This window comes from Brevibacterium mcbrellneri ATCC 49030 (assembly GCF_000178455.1).
GTDB classification, from domain to species: Bacteria; Actinomycetota; Actinomycetes; order Actinomycetales; family Brevibacteriaceae; genus Brevibacterium; species Brevibacterium mcbrellneri.
This window is the reverse complement of sequence record NZ_ADNU01000049.1, coordinates 1-20217: the sequence shown is the minus strand read 5'-3', so window position 1 is coordinate 20217 and position 20217 is coordinate 1. Positions and strand designations below refer to the sequence as shown.

Annotated in this window: 20 protein-coding genes and 1 pseudogene; 13 read left to right on the top strand and 8 right to left on the bottom strand. The window is 60.9% G+C overall.

The genetic code is table 11. From position 1 onward, the window contains the following. The first annotated feature begins 136 nt into the window (after nucleotides 1-136). The 8 genes from HMPREF0183_RS09035 (at nucleotide 137) to HMPREF0183_RS09000 (ending at nucleotide 10781) form a co-directional block, all read left to right on the top strand. Nucleotides 137-2806 carry a TIGR03773 family transporter-associated surface protein gene (locus HMPREF0183_RS09035; protein ID WP_040348759.1) on the top strand — a complete coding sequence of 890 codons (2670 nt, stop codon included), beginning with the start codon at nucleotides 137-139 and terminating at the stop codon, nucleotides 2804-2806. Continuing rightward, nucleotides 2803-4380 (top strand): anchored repeat ABC transporter, substrate-binding protein, encoded by a 1578-nt coding sequence (locus HMPREF0183_RS09030; protein ID WP_005885202.1) that lies wholly within the window; start codon nucleotides 2803-2805, stop codon nucleotides 4378-4380. The genes HMPREF0183_RS09035 and HMPREF0183_RS09030 overlap by 4 nt, the downstream gene beginning before the upstream one ends. Further along, nucleotides 4377-5372: a choice-of-anchor M domain-containing protein gene (locus HMPREF0183_RS09025; RefSeq protein WP_050775401.1), complete on the top strand. Its 996-nt coding sequence runs from the start codon at nucleotides 4377-4379 to the stop codon at nucleotides 5370-5372. The genes HMPREF0183_RS09030 and HMPREF0183_RS09025 overlap by 4 nt, the downstream gene beginning before the upstream one ends. Beyond that, nucleotides 5369-6106 (top strand): anchored repeat-type ABC transporter ATP-binding subunit, encoded by a 738-nt coding sequence (locus tag HMPREF0183_RS09020; protein WP_005885198.1) that lies wholly within the window; start codon nucleotides 5369-5371, stop codon nucleotides 6104-6106. The genes HMPREF0183_RS09025 and HMPREF0183_RS09020 overlap by 4 nt, the downstream gene beginning before the upstream one ends. Continuing rightward, on the top strand, nucleotides 6103-6945 hold the full coding sequence (locus HMPREF0183_RS09015; RefSeq protein WP_005885196.1) for an anchored repeat-type ABC transporter permease subunit: 843 nt from the start codon (nucleotides 6103-6105) through the stop codon (nucleotides 6943-6945). The genes HMPREF0183_RS09020 and HMPREF0183_RS09015 overlap by 4 nt, the downstream gene beginning before the upstream one ends. Then, nucleotides 6942-8837: a hypothetical protein gene (locus HMPREF0183_RS09010; protein WP_156798221.1), complete on the top strand. Its 1896-nt coding sequence runs from the start codon at nucleotides 6942-6944 to the stop codon at nucleotides 8835-8837. Before HMPREF0183_RS09015 ends, HMPREF0183_RS09010 begins: the two co-directional genes overlap by 4 nt. Continuing rightward, nucleotides 8837-9754, top strand: coding sequence for a lytic transglycosylase domain-containing protein (locus HMPREF0183_RS12230; RefSeq protein ID WP_005885194.1), 918 nt, complete (start codon nucleotides 8837-8839; stop codon nucleotides 9752-9754). Before HMPREF0183_RS09010 ends, HMPREF0183_RS12230 begins: the two co-directional genes overlap by 1 nt. A 79-nt stretch (nucleotides 9755-9833) precedes the next feature. Then, the gene (locus tag HMPREF0183_RS09000; protein ID WP_005885193.1) at nucleotides 9834-10781 is read left to right on the top strand and encodes a pseudouridine synthase; all 948 of its coding nucleotides are present in this window, start codon (nucleotides 9834-9836) and stop codon (nucleotides 10779-10781) included. Nucleotides 10782-10789: 8 nt separating this feature from the next. Here the strand turns inward: HMPREF0183_RS09000 and HMPREF0183_RS08995 are convergent, their stop codons facing one another. From HMPREF0183_RS08995 to HMPREF0183_RS08985, 4 genes are all read right to left on the bottom strand, one after another. Then, on the bottom strand, nucleotides 10790-11185 hold the full coding sequence (locus tag HMPREF0183_RS08995) for an HsmA family protein (RefSeq protein ID WP_005885192.1): 396 nt from the start codon (nucleotides 11183-11185) through the stop codon (nucleotides 10790-10792). Between the two features lie 216 nt (nucleotides 11186-11401). After that, nucleotides 11402-11698, bottom strand: a complete 297-nt coding sequence (locus tag HMPREF0183_RS12590; RefSeq protein ID WP_245527150.1) for a helix-turn-helix domain-containing protein — start codon at nucleotides 11696-11698, stop codon at nucleotides 11402-11404. A gap of 127 nt (nucleotides 11699-11825) precedes the next feature. After that, a complete protein-coding gene (locus HMPREF0183_RS08990) occupies nucleotides 11826-12989 on the bottom strand; it encodes an MFS transporter (protein WP_005885189.1) in 1164 nt (387 codons plus the stop codon). Nucleotides 12990-13060: 71 nt separating this feature from the next. Further along, nucleotides 13061-13663, bottom strand: a complete 603-nt coding sequence (locus HMPREF0183_RS08985; RefSeq protein WP_040348753.1) for a TetR/AcrR family transcriptional regulator — start codon at nucleotides 13661-13663, stop codon at nucleotides 13061-13063. Nucleotides 13664-13772: 109 nt separating this feature from the next. Between HMPREF0183_RS08985 and HMPREF0183_RS08980 the strand changes: the two genes are divergently transcribed. Further along, nucleotides 13773-13964: an NUDIX hydrolase gene (locus HMPREF0183_RS08980; protein WP_005885187.1), complete on the top strand. Its 192-nt coding sequence runs from the start codon at nucleotides 13773-13775 to the stop codon at nucleotides 13962-13964. Nucleotides 13965-14135: 171 nt separating this feature from the next. Here the strand turns inward: HMPREF0183_RS08980 and HMPREF0183_RS12225 are convergent, their stop codons facing one another. The 3 genes from HMPREF0183_RS12225 to HMPREF0183_RS08965 are packed head-to-tail and all read right to left on the bottom strand — an operon-like array spanning nucleotide 14136 to nucleotide 16677. Next, the gene (locus HMPREF0183_RS12225) at nucleotides 14136-14597 is read right to left on the bottom strand and encodes a helix-turn-helix domain-containing protein (RefSeq protein ID WP_005885185.1); all 462 of its coding nucleotides are present in this window, start codon (nucleotides 14595-14597) and stop codon (nucleotides 14136-14138) included. Between the two features lie 14 nt (nucleotides 14598-14611). Beyond that, complete coding sequence (locus HMPREF0183_RS13405; protein ID WP_005885184.1) at nucleotides 14612-15514, bottom strand: NADP-dependent oxidoreductase; 903 nt, start codon at nucleotides 15512-15514, stop codon at nucleotides 14612-14614. Nucleotides 15515-15531: 17 nt separating this feature from the next. Next, the gene (locus tag HMPREF0183_RS08965) at nucleotides 15532-16677 is read right to left on the bottom strand and encodes an MFS transporter (protein WP_040348750.1); all 1146 of its coding nucleotides are present in this window, start codon (nucleotides 16675-16677) and stop codon (nucleotides 15532-15534) included. Between the two features lie 18 nt (nucleotides 16678-16695). Between HMPREF0183_RS08965 and HMPREF0183_RS08960 the strand changes: the two genes are divergently transcribed. The 4 genes and pseudogenes from HMPREF0183_RS08960 (at nucleotide 16696) to HMPREF0183_RS13440 (ending at nucleotide 18320) form a co-directional block, all read left to right on the top strand. After that, a complete protein-coding gene (locus HMPREF0183_RS08960; protein ID WP_211205339.1) occupies nucleotides 16696-17142 on the top strand; it encodes a MerR family transcriptional regulator in 447 nt (148 codons plus the stop codon). A gap of 312 nt (nucleotides 17143-17454) precedes the next feature. Further along, a complete protein-coding gene (locus tag HMPREF0183_RS13305; protein ID WP_005885180.1) occupies nucleotides 17455-17862 on the top strand; it encodes a helix-turn-helix domain-containing protein in 408 nt (135 codons plus the stop codon). Continuing rightward, on the top strand, nucleotides 17859-18071 hold the full coding sequence (locus HMPREF0183_RS13445) for an MmyB family transcriptional regulator (protein ID WP_342610915.1): 213 nt from the start codon (nucleotides 17859-17861) through the stop codon (nucleotides 18069-18071). The genes HMPREF0183_RS13305 and HMPREF0183_RS13445 overlap by 4 nt, the downstream gene beginning before the upstream one ends. 34 nt (nucleotides 18072-18105) lie before the next feature. Then, nucleotides 18106-18320 (top strand): annotated as a pseudogene (locus HMPREF0183_RS13440) (MmyB family transcriptional regulator). 13 nt (nucleotides 18321-18333) lie between these two features. Here HMPREF0183_RS13440 and HMPREF0183_RS13515 read toward each other — a convergent pair. Continuing rightward, the gene (locus HMPREF0183_RS13515) at nucleotides 18334-19446 is read right to left on the bottom strand and encodes an MFS transporter (protein ID WP_211205338.1); all 1113 of its coding nucleotides are present in this window, start codon (nucleotides 19444-19446) and stop codon (nucleotides 18334-18336) included. Nucleotides 19447-20217: the final 771 nt, after the last annotated feature.

Genomic DNA, 20217 nt, shown 5'->3' with positions numbered 1-20217 from the left:
TCACGCTTGCGGCCCAATTTTTGTATGCCGTCACGCGCCTCACGCATGCACGCATATTTACATAAAGCTATGACACTATAACGTTTCGTTTTTACTGTTTGGGAGGAAAAGACAATAGAGATAGAAAGTCGAAACTGTGCCGTTTCTTGGTCGTGCTGTGGCGGGATTCGCCACCTCTGTCGCACTCATCGCATCAGTGCTGGGCACCGGAGCCCACGCCGCCCCAACTGACAACACCTACACTGCATCATCCGCACCCGTCTGTGGCGCCGACGCCACCGGACTTCGCGGAGACGTGCCCAAAATCGGCAAACGCAACGTTGTCGCCACTGAACACGCCGACGCAGTTGCTATGTGCATCCGTGGCGGAAAAATGCACATGTTCTCCAAAGTCGACTGGGCGCCTTCCAACGGTAAGTACGAGCACGCCCGCGAACCGGCCAACGAACTGCTGTTCCACGTTAGCGACGCACTCAAGCAAGAAATACCTGCCAAAGGCTTCGAGTTTACTCACGCGGCAGGAAAACGGGCATGGATGATCCCACAGAACCAGAACCACGAAGGGCTCTGGGCAGGGTGGAACACGCAAGACATCGCTGAAAAGGATGTCAAAGGTGGCAAGGTCACCATGCGGCTCAACCAGAAGAAGTCCCAAGCACCAAAGGGTGCTCACGTCGAGGTATTCCAGACCGGGTGGTCGGGCTCGAACCGAATCTTCTCACTCACCGACCCCAAGCACTCCAGCTACGAGCAGATCGCTAACGCTCACGTTCACGCTAATTGGGTGTTCACTCATCCAGGTGTCTACCGTTTGGTCTTTGATTCCAGCGCGGTAGTCAATGGCAAACGCGTCACCGGTGAACAGGAATACGTCTTCGTCGTAGGTGACCTGAACAAAGCCGAACTTGAAGACCTTGACAAGCCCAAACCTGCGCCACAACCCACACCCGAAATACCAAAACCAGCTCCCACCTCGGGACCAACGACAGCACCTTCAGCGCCAGCCACTGATAAGCCCGCCCCCTCACCAAGTGGCAAACCTGGACAGCCGGCACCAGAACAGCCGAGCGTCACGGTCGAAGCGCGTGCTGACAAAGATCAGTACGAGGCCGGTGACACCGCGGTCCTCAGCGCCACAATAGACGGTGGCGATGAAAACGGACTTGTGTCATGGGAACGCAAAGCATCCGGTTCAGAAAACTGGGAGCCCGTTGAAGCGGCACAAGGAAAAGAACTCCGCATCGAAAACCTCGAAGCTACTGACTCGGGCACCGTATTTCGTGCCGTATATGCCGGGGAAACGCGGTCGAACGAAGTTGAACTGAAGGTGGGAGCAGGCGAACCTGAAGCTCCTGAGGCCCCACAGGAACCAGAGCCATCCACCTCGGAAGCCCCATCCGACGAAGACAACTCTGAGTACGACTTCACACTCACCACGACCTTGGACCAAGACGAATACGTCGAAGGCCAAGATGCACGCGCAGAAGCCACCTACAGCCAAACCTCTGATAACGGCGGACAACCACTTAAGGTCGCCGGAAAACTGGTGTGGGAAACCCGTGCATCGGAGTCTGAAAAGTGGATGGAATACAAGGACGGTAAGAAGGCAGTGTCCTCGCGCCAGATCATCATTCCGTCCGTGACTAAAGAGTTTGACGGCGTTCAGTTTCGCGCCGTTCACACATCAGGTGACGAACGCGTCGAATCTAAGCCGGTCACATTAACGGTGAACTCAAAGGACGACGCTGACGGGAACGGCGGGAGCGCCAACGCTGGCCAAAGCGGTGGCACAAGTGCCAACCACAACTCTGCACCAGCCCAGGCCCCCGTGGTGTGCGAACCAACCGCTGCTTCTGGTGCAGCCGGCCAGGGCACTGAAAGCAACACTGGTGCCGGTCAAGGAAGCAACGGCAGCACAGGCGGCGGAGGTGGCCAGCAGGCTCCTGCAGGCCAGCGTGTTCGCGTGACTGACGGTCACTTCGACTTTGGTGCCCGCCTCAATGGGAAGCGCGCAACCGCGCAAGTGAAAGACGACCGTACCTCGCCGCCCGTGTGGCGCAACCCGTCAGACGTGATGTTCGTTCTGGGGGACGCGTCGAAGAAGAAGGTCCCCGCCGAATTCGGATTCTTAGGCAAGCCCGGTTCAGACATTTATATGATCGGCCAAACCCAGGAGTCACAAGTTCCATGGTTGGGGTGGAACACGCAGGACGAGCAACTCGTCAATAACGCCACGAAAGTCACCATGCGCCTCGATTCGCTCAACGGTCCCGGAAAACTCAACGTCTTCGTGGGTGGCGGTGGCCTGGGCGGCGGAAGCATCAAACACGTGTTCCGTAACGCCGGAGACTCCTACGACATTCCGTTGCGTACGCACGAACACGGCAACTGGGTGTTCTCGGCTCCCGGAAACTACACCGCGACAGTCACCTTCACCGTGAAACTCAAGGACGGGTCGACCACCCAAGCCACCGGAACCCTGAACTTTGAAGTGGGCCAGTCCGCCAACGCCGGCGCCGGCAACATCACGCCAACGGGGCAGACGGCTCCCGATCAGAAAGCTGACGCCCAGTCCGGTGACCAGCAGGGCGACCAGTCCACCTCGGACCAGGCAACCGCTGACGCCAACGGCGGTGACTCAACCGCTTCCGTCAGCAACGCAGATGCCGGCAACATGGAAAACTGTGCTCACCCATCCCTGCCGCGGACAGGTGTTTCAGGAATCTCCGCCGGCCTGATAGGTGGCGGTGTGCTTATAGGGATCGGAATCGTTGCCGTCGTTTCGCAACGGCGCCGCCGTTCATGATCAGGCGTACGTTCCTCGCGGTCAGCGCTGTCCTGGTGACGGTGTTGGCCGCGGGGTGTCAGGGGAGTGCGTACACCCACCGCAACGCAGACCAGCTTCAGGTGGTTGCCACGACCGGCATCATCGCTGACCTCGTTAAGAACGTTGCCGGTGATGCGGCGAACGTGGTCCCGTTGGTTCCTGCCAACGCGGACCCGCACTCCTACGAACCCACCCTGCGCGATGTTCGCAACATCGTGTATTCCGACGTCGCCTTTTCCAACTACGTCATGCTGGAAGAGCACAAACTCATCAAGACCCTAGACGCGAATATCCCGTCTGACGCACCCAACATTGGGCTCGCGGAAGGCGCTACCAAGTATTCCGCGCGCGTCATCCCCCTGGTGGAGGACGTCACTCTTGACACCGTGTGGCTGGGGCTGCGCGTCTCGGGTGCCGGTAGTGAGTTGGGCGCTGACCGTTCCAGTGAGGTACGGATGAAAATGACCGAGGTCGTTGCCCCTTCCGGGGGCACCGTCCACGGGTTTCTCACGCAAGCGTTGGGGCAGAACACCCTGTACTTTGACAGTTCAGACGGTGCAAGGGACTCTGACATGGCGACCTTGCCGGTCAATGCGCACACCCACTTAAGCTGGGCGTTTTCCAAGCCCGGAGTGTACAAGGTCACGTTCGAAACGCATCTGGCAACCGACCCGGAAAACGAAACCTACATCGGAAAGGGTACGTACACCTTCGCCGTTGGGGTCGACCCTCACTCCGACCCGCAGCTGAAAAACAAACGCATCATCGACGAAGGCCACGCGGACCTCACCACCGACCTCGACACCAAACGCCTCACCGTGTTTGCCGACTCGGAAAAGGAAACCAGCTCCGACCTCGGCGAAAGCTCTTATGAACGCAATGTTGCCGGACACGACAGTCTGAACCCAGACGACACTGTCATTTCCGTGACCAACAAAGCGTGGCAGGAAATCCCACGCGGTTCGAAGTTCTTAGGCGAACCAGGCTCGTCCACGTATCTGTTGCCACAAGCGGTTCTGGGGAAGCACGTGCACGGCGAAATGGACCCGCACTTGTGGCACGACGTGAGCAACGCAATCGCCTACGTCAAGCTCATTCGCGACACGCTGGCCCACGCCGACCCGGACAACGCACGCACATATGAGGCCAACGCCAAGCGTTACGTGGACAGGCTGGACGCACTGGACCGCGAAGTACGCGACACCCTTGCGTCTATTCCCAAAGACAAACGCCACCTCATTACCACGCATGACGCGTTCGCGTACCTCGGCGCGGCATACGACGTGGACATCGCCGGGTTCGTCACGCCAAACCCCGCTGTTGAACCCAGCGTCACTGATCGAATTCGGCTCGCCGACACCATTCAGAACCTTAAAGTCCCAGCGGTCTTCGTTGAACCGCAATTGGGTAGGTCACTCACTCTCAGAACAGTTGCGGATGAAGCGAACGTGAGCGTGTGCGACATCTACTCGGACGCGTTTGACTCCCGCGTCACTACTTATGAAGAACTCATGCGGTTCAACGCACAATCATTGAAAGGATGCCTGACATGAAAGCGATTCGACTGACAGCGATCGCATGCACGCTACTGGCTGTAGGGGTAGTGAGCCCCGTTGCGACAACCGTTTCCTCTAGCGTCACAGCGACCGCGGCGCATGCCACGGGAAGCCAACCTTCAGGCAACGGTGCTGAAGACGAAGAAGAAAAGCTTAAACAGAACGTCTCTGATTCTGAAGAACTCAGCGAGGACCAGGCGACGATCGACGCCGGTCACGTGGACATTGGCCCGCGCCTCACCGACGGCAAAACCGAACTCGTCGCTCGTGACGACACTACTAACCCACCCGTGTGGCGACACCTGGACAAGACCGTGCTCAAGGTCGTTGATCAGGGTGGCAAGATTCAGATGCCAGACGACGAACAGTACTCGTTCATTCCAGCCAACGCGGGCGATGACGTGTGGGTGATCCCGCAGGTTGAACAACCCGGTGTCGTATGGCTCGGGTGGAACACACAGAACCCCAGCTTCGTCAACGAAGTAGACGGAAACGTCACCTTGTCTCTGCGCGGAGTGCAAGGCCCCGGAGACCTTGTGGTGTACCTGCAAAACGGCGGTTTCGGTGCCCCGCAAATCGTGTGGGACGACCAGCAGCGTGACGCCTCGGTGGACCTCAACACTCACACGCACGCCAACTGGGTATTCACCAAGCCGGGGGAGTATTTGGTGAAGATGTCCGTGAGCGCGAAAACCACCTCGGGCGAAAAATTAGAAGACACCAAAACCATCCGCCTTGCCGTGGGAGACCAAGCTGACGTAGACAAAGCCGCCAGCATGCAGTGGGAAGGTTCAGACGACGCTTCCAACGAATCCGGGCAGAATGAAAACTCGGAAGACAACACAGCCGCTGGGAAATCGGACGGCAACTCTGCACTGCCACTGATCGCAGGGGGAGTGGGTGGCGTTTTCCTCATTGCCGTCATCTCGGTCGCTGTCATGTCAGCGAACGCACGCAAGCGCAAGAAGGCCGCAGGGATGGACGAGTGAGCGCACCCGACACGACCACTGTTTTAGACGTCCGCGACCTGAGCACAAAACTGGGTGGCCGGTTGGTTCTTGAGAACCTCAACCTGGAGATTTCCGCGGGCAGCTTTGTGGGTCTTGTGGGTCCCAACGGGGCTGGTAAGACCACCCTGTTGCGATCGATCCTGGGGCTCATACCTTCCCGCGGGAAGGTGACTATGCAGGCCGAGGTGGGTGTTGGGTACGTGCCCCAAAAGCACGAGTTTGCGTGGGACTTCCCGATTTCGGTTGAAGACACCGTGCTGACCGGTAAGCGCTTCAAACTATGGCAACGCCCGACCGTTGAAGATTACAGAGCGGTCAATAATGCGCTTAAACAAGTACATCTTTCAGAGGTCAAAGACCGTCCCGTTGCCGAACTTTCCGGTGGGCAAAAGCAACGTGTTTTGGTGGCTCGCGCGCTTGTTTCGCACCCGCAGCTGCTGGTGTTAGACGAACCCTTCACCGGTGTTGACGTGCCCACTCAGGAGCTGCTCACTGACCTGTTCATCTCTCTTGCGAAAGAAGGAACCGTCGTGCTCATGGCCACTCACGACCTGGTGGCGGCCATGCACACGTGTACACACATTGCGATGCTCAAAGGCAACATCCGTGCGTACGACTCGCCGCACAACCTGACCGATCCACAGCTGTGGTGCGATGTGTTCAGCCTCAAACCCCAGTCACCTCTGCTGACTGCGCTGGGGGTGAGCGCATGAGCGTGTTCGACTTCTTTGCCGACCTCACCAATCCGCTTCTGGTGTTCCTCCCCAAGGCACTCATGGTCGCTACGATGGCGAGCATTCTGTGCGGTGTCGTAGGTTGTTTCGTGGTGTTGCGGGGCATGAGCTTTATTGGTGACGCGGTGGCTCACTCGGTATTTCCGGGTCTTGCAGTCGCGTTCGTGGTAGGCGGAAACCTGGTCGTGGGTGGTGCGATCGCAGGTATTGTGACGGCGCTTTTGGTAGCGATTTTTTCCCAGTTCCGCAGGCTTAAAGAAGACTCGGTCATTGGTGTGTTCTTCGTTGCGGCGTTCGCGTTGGGAATCGTCATCATCTCGCAGTCTCCCGGCTATGCAGGGTCGCTGACGGACTTCCTGTTCGGGTCGATCACAGGTATCCCCACATCAGACGTGTACGTTGTCGCTATCACCGCTTGCGTCGTGATCGCGGTGCTCATGGTCTTCTTGCGTGACCTTGTCACGGTGAGCATCGACCGTGAATATGCGCGGGCGTTGGGGCTCCGCGTCTTCTGGCTGGACATCGTCCTCTACATTGCGGTGACTCTGGCAATCGTTGTGTCGATCAGGACCATTGGAAACATCCTGGTGCTGTCGTTGCTCATCACCCCGGCGGCGACCGCGCGACTTCTCACCGACAAACTCTCCACCATGATGTTCCTCGCACCCGCGCTGGGTGCAGTGTCGGCGTTCATTGGGCTCTATATTTCTTGGACTGCTGACTTCCCCGTGGGCGGAACGATCGTCCTGGTGCTCACCAGTTTTTTCCTACTTGCGTGGTTGTTTGCTCCACGGCACGGGATGGTGGCGCGTCTGTGAAGTGTCGATTCTGGGTAGCTATTTGTGCTGTGGTGGCGCTGGCGTTTGTGCCGCACGTGACACCTCAACCGGTGTATGCCAGTGAGATTTTCGAATCGCGTGGGGACACACTCACGCTCGATACACGCGAGTGGAAGAGCACGGGGCCCGTAACTCTGAGCGTGCCTGCCGGCGCGAAAGTCGCTGATAGCTCTGACGGTGCTGAACCCGCGGGTGGCACCAACCCGCACACCATCTCAGACGAAGTGACCTTCGACGGGGAACACCTGCCGTTTGCGGTACAGACCAAGCCATCGCGCCCGGTGAGTGTGCAAGTGAAGGCCACTCCTGGGACGTACTGTCTGAGCATCCACGCGCACTCGCTTGGCAAGAAAGAGCCTCGGCAACACACCCACACCATCCGGGTCGAATCCACCGACGGCACCACCACAATCGACACCGACCCCGCAGACTGCCCAACCGACCTCGACGAGAAATACCGCATCAAACCGCCTGAGCTGGGACCCAAACAGCACACGGTCAAGGCGGAAAACACCTCGGCGGGGTACGTTGCCCACGCCGATTTCGACGCACGCGGACTGGACGGACGCGTGCGCATGGCGTTCCGGCACGACGGCCATGGAACCATGGGCGTCATCAACCCCAACCGTTCTCAAGGCGGGTACATCGCGACGCGTGGGGACACGTTCGCCTACGACATTTCGGCCCCCACGATCGAGCCCTTACACCTGACGTTCTCCGAGCCGGGAACGCACTGCGTCGCCTACTCCATGTACGGAGAAGACGCCAAGAAACCGGCGCGAAACGGGATGCTGACGGTCACCGCACAAGGGGCCGAGGTGACTGACGACCGGGATGCGGACGGCCGGGCGGAAGATGGGGAGGCTAGTGATGGGGCGGCGGACTCGCAGTGCGCGCCCACAACCCCGGTCCCTCGGAACCCAGCCGAAAGCCCCTCCGATTCTCACGACACGTCGACCGACGACAAAGGCGCGGACAACGCAGAGGAAACGGGCCCCGGCCAGGAGGGTGACACCTCGGGCAATATGCCTGGCCAGTACGGCGCCACGCCGGGCGTGACCGTGCCCACTCCCGCCGCGCTGCCCTTCCAACCGGTTGCGGCCAATGTGTGCGCACCGGCAGGCGAGGGGCAAATGGTTGACGTGACGCACGGGCAGGTGCTCATCAGCCCCACCCAGGTCCAAGTGAATGGGGCAGAACGCGCACCCTCAACCGTGAACGTCACCGTGCCAGATTCAGCGCGGACTGCATTCACTCCTTCAACAACTCAGGACAAAGAATTCGCCACCCCCGGATCCCAAGTATGGGCAACCGGTGGTGCAAACGCGCCCGCCGTGGGATGGAGCGCGAACGACCTGGATCCGGCACTCGTGAAGTCCATGCAGGTGACGCTCACGCGCGTGAGCGGACCGGGAAACGTCATCATTCAGCAAAAAGACGCGCTAGGGAAGAACACCAAGAACCTTCGTCAAGGTTCGCAGTCGACCGTCACGCCTGGGCAATTTAGCACCCCCACCTTCATGTTTAACCAGCCAGGCGCGTATGACGTGGAGTTTGAAACGCTGACTCGTGAGGTTCACGGACACGAACGCCGGGTCACTGTTGTTCTCCGGTTCAACGTGGGCAAAAAACTGCCAGCTCAGGTGGTCGGCTCGCCCTTAGGCGCTCTCATTGGCCACTGCCAAGCCGCCTCGCTCACCGGGGACATTGTGCACGCCAACCCACCTGCGGATCCTCCTCAAGCTGCCCCAGTAACGCCCGAGGTCGAAGGTCCGTCGAACTGGTGGTGGGGAGTCGTTGGGGCAGCGGTCTTGTGTAGCATTGCGCTGGCGATCCTTGCCGCCAGTGTGTGGGTCAGAGGGGACTCGTAATGCACAGTGAAGACAAGCGTTACGCCAGCAGCCTGCAGGACAGCGCCGAAATCCCCAAGGTTCCTACGCAGCCCAAAGGAGCTACGAAACCCAAGGTCGCAGCGAAACCCAAAGGCACTACGAAGGTGGCAACGACCTCGGCGGGGGTATCCCGGTGGTGGGCAGTCCCGCTCATGGCGATGTCGATTGCGTTGGTGGTACTGGCCGGGTTGCTGTTTGTGAACCTCCGTGCAGACGGGGCGGCCAGCGAGGCCGAGGAAGTCGTGGAGATTCCAGCGCCGGTTGCGCCCTCCATGCCTGCCGTTGACCCGGTGACGGGCGGGGTTGCCGTCGATAACCCGTGGTTGCGAGAGACGAGCGAAAAGTCGGGGATCCCGCAACGTGTTCTGCAGGCGTATGTCGCGGCAACGGTGTGGGCTGCCCAGCGCAGTCCGCAGTGTGGGTTGTCGTGGAATACGTTGGCTGGAATCGGCAAAATCGAGACCGATCACGGACGCTACAAGGGCGCCCGCGTCGATGACTCCGGCGAGGTCACGCCGCACCTCTTTGGGGTTCAGCTGCGTGGTGATGGGACGGCGCATATTCGCGACACAGACGGCGGGCAGCTCGACGGCGACCGGACACACGACCGTGCTGTGGGCCCAATGCAGTTCATTCCAACCACATGGAACCAGTTTGCTGTGGACGGTAACGGCGACGGCGAGAAAGACCCGCACAACATTGACGATGCGGCGGCGTCCGCAGCTGCTTTTCTGTGTGCGAACAACCGCAACCTGACCGACGTGAACGGGTACACGGTCGCGATCAAGGCATACAACCCGTCGGATCAATACGTGCGCGACGTGGCAAATGAAGCGCAACGCATTGCCCAAGTTGTGGGTCAGACTGCGCAAAGCGAGCAAAACCGCGCAATATAATGCGTAGTCTCGCTCGCTTTGCGCCGTTTGTTAAGGCCGTTTGGCTGATGGAGCCCGAGGTGTCGGTAGGGTAAGGGGCATGAGAAGTCCGCTACGACCTCGGGAAGGGATCAGCGCAACCCGGTTGCGCGCACCTGGCGGAAATCAGACGCACTCCCGCCAACACGAACCAGTCCCAGCGACCATCCGCGACTGGTTGTTAGCCGACTTCCCCGAATCAAGCGAAGACCTTGACTACATCGCCGACCCCCACGGTGGTGGGCTCGTGGACGAAAACGGTCAACCGGTCACTCTGGAAACACCTGTGACCCCAGGTGGCTTCTACTTCTTCCACCGGATCGTGCCGCCGGAAGAGCGCGTGCCGTTTGACGTGACTGTGGTGCATGAAGACGAACACCTGCTGGTGGTGGACAAACCTCACTTCTTGGCCTCGACTCCCAACGGGCGATTCGTACGCGAATGCGTGGTCACCCGGTTGCGTGTAGACCGCAACGAACCTGATCTGGTGGCCATCCACAGGCTTGACCGCGTGACAGCCGGGCTACTCATTCTTTCGCGCAACCCGGACACACGCGGGGCGTACCAGCGGCTTTTCCAAGACCGAAAAGTGGACAAAACGTATGAGGCCTTAGCGGTTCTGCCGCCGGACTTTGACCCGGCTGCGTTTCCACGTGAGTGCGAGTCGCGGATCGAAAAAGACAAGGGCACGCGCGGTGTTAAGGAAGTCGACGGGCCCATCAACGCGCGTTCCCGCATTGAGTTTTCACACGTGGTTGGCACGTATGAGGGTGATCCCGTGGGCCGGTTTGTGCTCACACCGCACACGGGTAAGACTCACCAGTTGCGCGTTCACATGCTAGGGGCCGGCGTGCCTATTTTGGGTGACCCCGTGTACCCGCACGACTTGGACCAGGACCCGTACGACTTTTCGCACCCCCTGCGTTTGTGTGCGGTTGGGCTTGAGTTCCGAGATCCGCTCAGTGGTGAGGAACGCCGGTTTACTTCCGGGATTCAGTTAACTGTGTGAGCTTTCGGTTACAGCATTCCGCCAACCATGCCGGTGAAGTAGGGAACCAACCAAATACCCCACACCACAAGCGAAAACTTGTGGAACACTGCACGCGCACGGTCCGAACCCTTGATCATGACGTAAAGCGCCCACACAAAATGGATGGCCATGAGCAATAGTGCCAACGCTCCCGTGACCGCCATGATGAGCCCCAAAATTTGGGCGGCCTCGCCACCAAAGGAAAAAGAGTCGGACTGTGCGATTCGGCGCATAAACTCGGTTCCAGTTGCGTCACACACAAACCCAAGCCCAAATAGGATCACATGTGGCCACGTGAGAACTTTTTTCTTGTGTTCTGCCCACACGCCCATGGTGTAGAAAACCAGGGCTGCGGTGATGAAAGCAATAGCAAAAATCAACATAGCTCCAGTGTGTGAAAAGTAGCGCTCACCCACATCGCCCACCAGTTTGGTTGTTCACTCAACCAAACGGTTGAGCTGCCTGTTTATGAACTCTGAAGTGCCCCGGGTTGGATGTCGTCATCAAACCCGGGGCACTTCAACCCAACCCGTGAGTCCAGCACATCTTTCTCATCACAGCCATGAGCCATCAACATGATTTCAGCTGCCAACATTGCGCTAACAGACATGCCCACACCACGGACTCGTCCGCACGCCTCGATCGCGGTACGCAGCCCGATACTCGGTTGGTGACCGCCCTGTGAGCTTGCGGTACTGCTTCGCCGCATGAGCCTGGTTCATCCAGCCGACCTCGGCTGCTGCCTGTCGGGTGGTGGTGTCTGTGGCGCTGATGGTTCGAGCTATCGCTCTCACCCGTTGAAGGGTCGGCCACGCGATCGGTGGCATCTCGAGGATCTCGACGAACAACTGTCGCCGCCGCGACGGTGACAGATGCGCGATCTCAGCCAACTCCACCAACCGCCACGGGCGTGTCAGATCGGCGTGGACCGCATCCGCCACTGCTGCAACCCCCGAGGGGACTAGTGGCCGTGCAGCGGGGGAATGTGGACGGGCGGAAGCTTCTGGTAGTCCGCGCTGAAGGTCACGTGTTCGTTGTTGCGGGTGTGTTTCGAGGGGCGGTCTGTAGCGTGAGGGCTCCCGCGGCGAGGATAGCGAAACCGGCCCCGGTCCACATGGCGATGGCGGGGTCGTCGCCGAAGCCACTCATAGTCAGCGCGCTGATGGCGGTCCCGAGTGTCACGCCCATCGTGATCACAGAAGTGTGGATGGTGCTGACCAGGTTCCCTGTCCCGCCCACCTCGGCAACCCGCGTTACAAGCGCGGGATTCATCGTCACGCCCGCCAGCCCAACAACGAGCACCATGGCGACTACCACCCAGGCAGCGGTCACGAACATCGCGATCACGCTCAGCGAAGCGATCAGCAACCCGTGGCCGATGCGCAGCACGGCCACGGCATGACGGTCGGCGAACCGGCCGACCACGAGGTTGCCAACGAACGAAAAGACCCCGTAGGTCAGCAACACCACCGTGGTCACATTCCGTCCCAGGCCGGCGCTGTGCTCCAGCAGTGGTGTGAAGTACGAGAACGAACCGTAGGCAGCCCCGATAGTCAGCAAGCTGACCAGATAACGCGACCACAGCCGCGGTGAACGAAGGTTGCGTAGATCCTGCGCCGCATCCTCCGGCGACGCGGGCTCGCGAGGCGGTAGCGCGAGCGCGCTGGCCACTAACAGACACAGAGCCGCCACCGAAAGGAAATAAAAGCTGGCCTGCCAGCCAAGGACGCCGGCGATGTAGTGCGACAACGGCAGCCCGATCACCGTTCCGACCATGATCCCACCCAACACGATCGAAATCGCCTCGCCGATCTTCGCCGGACTCTGCGCCAACTGAGCCCCGAACGTGACCGACAGACCGAACGTCGCACCAGACAAGCAACCGGTCAACACCCGCATCAGGGCCACCCACCAGTACTCATGCACCACCGGAAGCAGCGCCTCAAGAACCCCATACATGCCCACTACCGTCAACAACGCACGCTTCGGCGGTACATGCCGCAGAACGTAGGCCACCGCAGGGCCGCCGAGCGCCATTCCCAGCGAATACATCGACACAAGCAGCCCCACCTGCCCAATCGACGTCCCCAAATCAGCCGCGATCGATGGCATCATGCCCGCGACCTGCAACTCACTCATCATCACGATCAAGATCGTGACCATCAACAAGTACAGATGCTTCCTCATCCAACAACCTTTCTGTATTACAAAGTACAAAACTAGGGCAGAGGTGGGCCAGGGTGGCGTTGCGAGTGGAGCTAGGGGAGCAGGGCCCTCAGTCCAAGTGACGTCACGACCTGCAACTCCTCAGCGGCAGTGCCGGACTGGGCCATCACCCGCACCCCCCAGACCAGCGACACCATCAACCGCGCCGCGTCCCGCGGGGTCACATCCTGCGCGATCGAGCCATCGGCCTGCCCCTGCCGGACGACTAGCGAGAGTGCGGAAAGTTGATGCTCCAAGCCCTGATCGAGGAGTCGCCCAATGCGATCATCCCGGCGCACAAGGTCAGGCGTCATCCGAGCCGCGACCACCATGCACCCCGCCGCATGGCCATGCCGCGCCGCATTGGCTTCCTCTTCGACCATGAGGTCCAAGAAGGCGCGTAGGCGTTCCATCCCATCGAGCGACTCGCACTCCAAGATCTCCGCCTGAGCTGCCGACGTGGCCTCCAGGTAGCGTTCCAGGGCCCGCACGAACAACTCATCCTTCGAGATGAATGTGTTGTACAGCGTGCTGCGGCGCACGCCCGCCGCCTCGCATAGCTGCTCCGTCGATGTGTCGGCAAACCCATGTACGCGGAACTCGCCCGCCGCTGCGTCAAGCACTGCTGCCTCGTTGAACATGCGCGGTCGTCCCATGGGCTCGATGCTACCACGAACTGTACCTGTGAGTACAAAATGTGCGGAGAGGGGAAAGGGTTTGCATGCGTCGAGAAGGAAGCGTTCGGCGCAGGGAGTGGGAGGAACTATGGGAACGAGTCATGGCCTCGAGGAGACAGCCATTCGTGTCGAGGTGAGGAACGAACTCTGGACGGTCGAAATCCCGGCGGGCGACGGCCGACCAAATGAGGCCCACGACTATGCGGCAGCGCCAGTCGGTGGCACTCTCGCGGCCGGGGAAGATGCTAAGGACGTGTGGTGTTCACGCCAGAGGAGCTAGACTAGGCTACGGTCACCCATGACCGGGCCGGATGCCTCCGACGAGCGGGCGTCATTCCGCCAATGCCTTCAAAGCGGCAGCGTGCCTCCCGTTGAGGCTGATTGTGTACTGTATGCGGATTTAACGGGAGGTGTCGTGGCCCCTTCGCCGTGGATAGCCCATCAGGCACGACTATCCGCGAGCACGTGAAGAGGGTTGCTTGATCGGGTGGCCACACCAGCGACAAATCCCTACGGGCTCGTTTTGACTCCAGACCTTGGCGCGATACTCGGTTGGTGACCGCCCTGTGAGCTTGCGGAACTGCTTCGCCGCATGAGCCTGGTTCATCCAGCCGACCTCGGCTGTTGCCTGTCGGGTGGTGGTGTCTGTGGCGCTGATGGTTCGGGCCATCGCTCTCACCCGTTGAAGGGTCGGCCACGCGATCGGTGGCATCCCGAGGATCTCGACGAACAACTGTCGCCGCCGCGACGGTGACAGATGCGCGATCTCAGCCAACTCCACCAACCGCCACGGGTGTGCCAAGTCAGCCTGCATCGCCGCCATCAGGGTAGTTACCTCCACGCGTAACCTACCTGCTTGACTGCCTGCAAGCTCCATCTGGAGGTGACGCTGGTGGCCCGGGTGGAGGGTCATGGATCGTTGGCTGTTCAGACGGAGATGACGACTTTGCCGTCCAGCCCGCCGGCCTCGACGGTTCGGTGTGCGTTCTGGATGTCTGACAGGGGGTAGTGGTGGGCGACGCGTAGCCTGAGCGCACCGGTTGTCACCAGAGTGGACAGCTCGCCGAGGCGCTGAGGGTCGTGGTGGACGTAATTGTGATCGGCTATCCGTGCGCGTTCAGCCAAAGCATTGGGGATTCGGTCGTCGCTGACGGTGACAAGTTTGCCTCCGGGCTTCAGGAGGCGTGGTTGCCCGAGGATCCCAGCCGTGTCGAAGATGGCGTCGAATTCGTGGGCGGAGTCAAATTCTGACTGCGCGGCGGTTGCCCCCAGAGAGATTGCCGTTGTTTGGTGCTCTGGGCGCGAGACGAGAGCGGTGACGCTGATGCCTGAGAGTGTCGCAAGTTGCACGGCCATGCCGCCGACACTGCCGACTGCTCCTGTGACTAGGAGGCGTTCTCCCTTGCGCAAGTTCAGCCTCTGGAGTGCTTGGTCGGCGGTGAGGGCGGCAAGGGGGAGTGTGGTCGCCGTGATGAGGTCAACGTTTGTCGGTGCTGCCGCTAGAAGGTTCGGGTCAATGGTGACGTACTGCTGCCAGCATCCGTGGCCCGTCGGCTGTGGTGGATGCATCGCGATCACACGGTCCCCGGGCCGCCAGGCCGACTCCGGCGGGGCGGTGACGACCACGCCCGCGAGATCCCAGCCCAGGACGGCGGGAAACGTGCTCACCTCTTGAGGGGTGTCTGGAAGGCGGGTCTTCACGTCCACTGGGTTGATCGTCGAGCTGACTACGGCGATCAGGGCTTCATGTGGAGAAGCGGTGGGTACGGGTAGGTCGAGGATCGTCAGTGCGTTGAGACTGCCGTACGTGGTGATGGCGGCAGCTTTCATTGTGGTTCTCCTTGTCGTCAGGAAGTTGAGGAGTCGGGCGAGGAGGGCGTCGCGCGCAGTGCAATGACTGACAGAGCGAGCCCTATGAGTGCGAAGAGGCTGGCGCCGAAGCCGCTCCACCGCAGCAGGCCGGTGGCGACTCCTAGGCCGCCGAGGGCAGCGCCAATTGCGTTGGCAAGGTTGAAGGCCCCTACATTGACTGCCAGTGACAGCGTCGGTGCTTCGCCTGCGTGCCTTAGGGCGAGAGACTGCAGGGGAGCGATGGTGGCTGTGGACAGCAGTCCGAGTGCCAGTACCAGCATGATCATCGGTCCCGCAGCGCCTGCCAACAGAGGGAATGCTGCCAGTACGGCTGCCAGGGAGACGAAGACGCCGGTCAGGGTCTTGCTCAGAGAATGGTCCGTGAGGTGTCCTGCGACCAGATTCCCTAGGAACCCCCCTACGCCGTACGCGAGTAGCAGAGCCGGAACAGCCCCGGGGCTGATGCCAGTCACCTCGGACAGCAACGGGACGAGATAGGTGAACACCACGCTGACTCCCGCGAAGCCGACCACGGTGGTCCCCACGGCCAGCAGAACCGGGATCCGCAGCAGCGTGCGGAACTCATCGCTCACTCTGGTGGATGGAGCAGGCGTGCGGGGCATTGCCAGTGCTACGACTGCAACCGCAGCCACTGCCATACCGGCCACGATGATGAACGGGGTGCGCCAGCTGATGCTTCCGCCCAGCAGACTCCCCAGTGGCACTCCCAGCACAGTGGCAACCGTCAGTCCCGACGTCACAAGAGCGATCGCCCGGCCCTGCCGCTGAGCCCCCATCGCCACGGTGGCCGTCATCAATGCGATCGCGAACAGCGTGGCCTGAGTGCACGCCGACACCACTCGACCGACGATCACCCACCCGAAGCTCGGTGCGGCCACCGTGATCGCGGTGCCAGCGATGAAGACACCCGCCAGCGTCAGCGCCAAACCCTTACGGGGCAACCGAACCGTCAATGCGCTGATGATCGGGCCACCCACGGCGACTCCCAGCGCATATGCCGTCACTGCCTGCCCGGCCGTCGCCACATCCACCGACATGTCGTTAGCGAGCTGCGGCAGCACGCCGGCCACCAGGTACTCCGCCGTCCCTGTGCAGAAGACCAGGACCACGAAACCGACCACCGAGAGTACATCCAGCAATTGGGCACGAGAAGAAGCACATTTAACACTCACCCTGCTAGACTGAACCTTCACATCAATGAGAAGGCAAGTCTCCGCAGAAAGTACCCATCCATGCGCATCTCTGACGTAGCCGCTCGGACCGGCACCACCCCGCGACTGCTGCGCTACTACGAGGAGCAAGGGCTCCTTGACCCTGCCCGCAACACCTCGGGGTATCGCGACTACAACGACCAGGACGTCGAGACCGTACGACGGATCCGGACACTTCTCGATGCGGGCCTCAGTACGGACACCATCCGCGCAGTTCTGCCCTGCCTGATCGAACGTGCCGGACACCTCGCACCAATCTGCTCCGAGACAATCACCGCCCTCCAGCGCGAACAAAGCCGCATCGAAGCGTCCATCGCCGCCCTCACCACCTCCCGCGACGCCATCACCCAGGTCATCAACGCCGCCAAGCCCTGAACAGCTCGGTGGGCTGTGGGACTGCTCACCCAGCAATTCCAAAATCAGATCAGCCGCGCGTCTCGCAGGAGTTTGGTGCATACCAGTACGCGCGCCAAGTCCACACCCTTTTTTGTGACCAAGCGTCAGCGCGAACCTTGAGACTGGTCCATTGATCGCGTAGGGAGGATCACCAGGCCGGTTGCCCATACCGATCGGCCGGTTCCGGCCTGTAGGGCCTGTTTCTGGTGGTCGGCTCGACGACAGGAATCGGTTGCTGCCTAGCACTCATAGGGTCAGGTATCGAGACATGATCGCTGCGATAGTTGGTGCATGGCCACCTCGTTCTCTGTGTACACCGACGGACCCGTGACCGAGCTGGGAGAGTTCCTGTGTTCCCGCCGTGACCGCATCACTCCCGAAGCCACAGGCATCAACAGTTACGGACGTCGTCGGGTGCCTGGACTGCGTCGTGAGGAGTTGGCCCACCCTGTCGGTGTCACTGTGACGTACGTTACTCGGCTGGAGCAGGGGCAATCCCAGGACGCTTCTGACGTGATCATCGGTGCTCTCGCCCGCGCCCTCCAACTGGATTCGGACGAACGTGCCCACCTGTACGCGCTGGTCCATCCCGCACCCAAGGAGCACATACGCCAGCGGACGCCTGCGATCGCCAAGGCCGGTGCCGAGCGGCTCCTGCACGCCATGGGGACGTGCCGGCCGCGCTCTTGGGGCGCTTGAATGACATCCTCGCGTGGAACCGTGCTGGCCACCTGCCTCTCGCTGGCCATCTGGACCTTGAAGCGCCCACGCGTGTGGCGGATCGCCCCAATCAGCTGAAGCTACTGTTTCTGGATAAGCACATGCGTGACCTGTACGTCAATTGGGAGGACGAAGCCGCCGTGGCGGTCTCGTCGATGCGCTACGTGGCCGCACAGTTCCCCCCATGACCAGAGACTGGCGGCGCTCGTGGGCGAGGTGAGCATGAATAGCCCCGAGTTCGCACGCCTGTGGGTCGGTCACTACGTACGCCGTGCACAAGCGGGACCAAGAGGCTGCGCCACCCGGAAGCCGGCGATATTGAACTCGACTACGAGGTACTCCACCTGCCCGAGGGCAACGGGCAACGACCCTTGACTCACACTGCCGAACGCGGGAGCACCTCGTTTGCGGCACTGCGTCTGTTGCTCTCCGCGTAGACGCCCTACTTTCTCAGAGCTGCCTCAGCGCGTCGCTGTCGATGGTCCACTCTGCGCCGGTGACTGGAGGCCGCTGACCGTTTTCGTGACATCGTCGGGATGTGCGATTTTGCCGAAGGGCAGGAGGCGTTCCTCGCGGATGAAGCGCTCGACTGCTGTATCCGGGCCGGTGTTGAACCGGGTGCGAACCGCCCAGGGCATCGAACGGGGCCGAAACGACGTTCGAGCAGATTCCGAGCGGGCCGAGCTCGATCGTCAGCGACTTCGACACGTGAGCAGCGCTGCCTTTAATGCCGCGTAGGCGGCCATGGTCGGCTCGGGCATCCGCTTGTTGCGCCAGTGACGATGATGACGTGATCTCGCGCGTTCGACTCAACGATGGTCTCCCTTGCCAGAGGTGGCATGTTAGGGGCAGTCGGTGGTGGCGGTGCTCGAATCGAACGACGTCCGTGCGGATGATCGTCGAGTGAAGAGGACGATGACAAGCCCGGCCAGGGTGAGTGCAGCTCCGGTGACGGTGGCACTCCGCAGACCCCACACGGCGCCGATTGCGGCACCGGCGATGTTGCCCCCGATGGTGCTGCCAAGGTTGAAAGCGGCGATGTTCGTGGCAGAGGCGAGGGTGCCTCATGACCCGCGCCTGCAGTCCGGGCACGGTGGCGAAACCGACCAAGCTGAGCAGGAACAGGCCGATGCCCATCGGCACGGGCAGAGCAGAAACCGCGACCGGTCCAAGAATCACCACCGGAAGCAGCATGGCCAGGACAATGACGGCCTCGTCGGGGTCATGGTCAGCGGCCTTGCCTCCCACGACGTTCGCTGTGAACAGCCCGGTTCCGAAGACCACGAGCAGCCAGGGGATGGCTTCGGCTGGATAGCCGGTGACTTGACGCAGCAGAGGCTCGATGTAGGTGAAGACCCCGAACATCCCGCTGAACACCAGCGCGGTCGTGGCCAGTGCCCCGAGGACCTGCGGTTGGGCCAGGGTTCGGAACTGGGACCTCAGCGGCAGTTGAACGCGTTCCGGATCGGTCGTGGGCACCAGTGCGATGACACCGGCAAGGGCGAGCAGGCTGACAGCGGAGATGCTCCAGAATACCGCCTGCCAGCCCAGATGTTGACCCACCCAGACGCCCAGCGGCACCCCAGTACGTTCGCGATGGTGAAACCCGCGAACAGTGCAGTCTTTGCTGAAGCACGTTTGTTTTCCGAAACTAGGGAAGAGGCAAGCATGGTGCCGATGCCGAAGTAGCCACCATGCGCGAGTGCGGAGGTAATGCGGCCGGCCAGCATGACCGCGTAGTTCGGTGACCAGGCGGACAGGACGCTCCCGACGATGAAGGAGCTAGGAGGATAACCAGTGCGAGCTTCGGGGTTCGACGCATAAGCATTGGAGTGATGATGAGGGCTCCCGGGACGACGGCCAGTGCGTAGGCGCCTACGAAATGTCCTGCGGCAGAGATGCTCACGTAGAGGTCGCTTCCGACCTCGGTGAGCAATCCCGCAATGATGAACTCGGTCAGACCGATCCCGAACCCGCCCGTGCTCAATGCGAGTAGAGCAAGTGCTGGCGTCCGGCGCGACAGTTCGCAGGCAACTTCCAAGGGCGCCGTCCGATCGGCTGGAGAGAGTGGCTGCGGCTGATGGCTCGACCTGCGCGGGCGGGGTGTAGTCATGCGTCCACGCTGCTTGCCTTGAACCGAGGTAGCCAGAGCTCTCAGCTGTCTACCCCTGGCAGGGCCACGACGGGACTGTTGCGCGGTTGGGTGACATCTTGAAGTGCCCCGGGTTTGATGGAGACATCGAACAGCCGGAAGGACAAGCGACTCATGGAAGCACCACTAAAGTACCCGGACGAGTTGCGCACGTGGGTTCGAAAGGCTCATTCCCTCGGATG

What these genes read in the sequence shown, in the direction of transcription:
- HMPREF0183_RS09030 (WP_005885202.1), top strand. Translation starts at nt 2,803, where the DNA reads ATGATCAGGCGTACGTTCCTCGCGGTCAGCGCTGTCCTGGTGACGGTG.
- HMPREF0183_RS09025 (WP_050775401.1), top strand. Translation starts at nt 4,377, where the DNA reads ATGAAAGCGATTCGACTGACAGCGATCGCATGCACGCTACTGGCTGTA.
- HMPREF0183_RS09015 (WP_005885196.1), top strand. Translation starts at nt 6,103, where the DNA reads ATGAGCGTGTTCGACTTCTTTGCCGACCTCACCAATCCGCTTCTGGTG.
- HMPREF0183_RS12230 (WP_005885194.1), top strand. Translation starts at nt 8,837, where the DNA reads ATGCACAGTGAAGACAAGCGTTACGCCAGCAGCCTGCAGGACAGCGCC.
- HMPREF0183_RS09000 (WP_005885193.1), top strand. Translation starts at nt 9,834, where the DNA reads ATGAGAAGTCCGCTACGACCTCGGGAAGGGATCAGCGCAACCCGGTTG.
- HMPREF0183_RS08995 (WP_005885192.1), bottom strand. Translation starts at nt 11,185, where the DNA reads ATGTTGATTTTTGCTATTGCTTTCATCACCGCAGCCCTGGTTTTCTAC.
- HMPREF0183_RS08990 (WP_005885189.1), bottom strand. Translation starts at nt 12,989, where the DNA reads ATGAGGAAGCATCTGTACTTGTTGATGGTCACGATCTTGATCGTGATG.
- HMPREF0183_RS08985 (WP_040348753.1), bottom strand. Translation starts at nt 13,663, where the DNA reads ATGGGACGACCGCGCATGTTCAACGAGGCAGCAGTGCTTGACGCAGCG.
- HMPREF0183_RS08980 (WP_005885187.1), top strand. Translation starts at nt 13,773, where the DNA reads ATGGGAACGAGTCATGGCCTCGAGGAGACAGCCATTCGTGTCGAGGTG.
- HMPREF0183_RS12225 (WP_005885185.1), bottom strand. Translation starts at nt 14,597, where the DNA reads ATGACCCTCCACCCGGGCCACCAGCGTCACCTCCAGATGGAGCTTGCA.
- HMPREF0183_RS13405 (WP_005885184.1), bottom strand. Translation starts at nt 15,514, where the DNA reads ATGAAAGCTGCCGCCATCACCACGTACGGCAGTCTCAACGCACTGACG.
- HMPREF0183_RS13305 (WP_005885180.1), top strand. Translation starts at nt 17,455, where the DNA reads ATGGCCACCTCGTTCTCTGTGTACACCGACGGACCCGTGACCGAGCTG.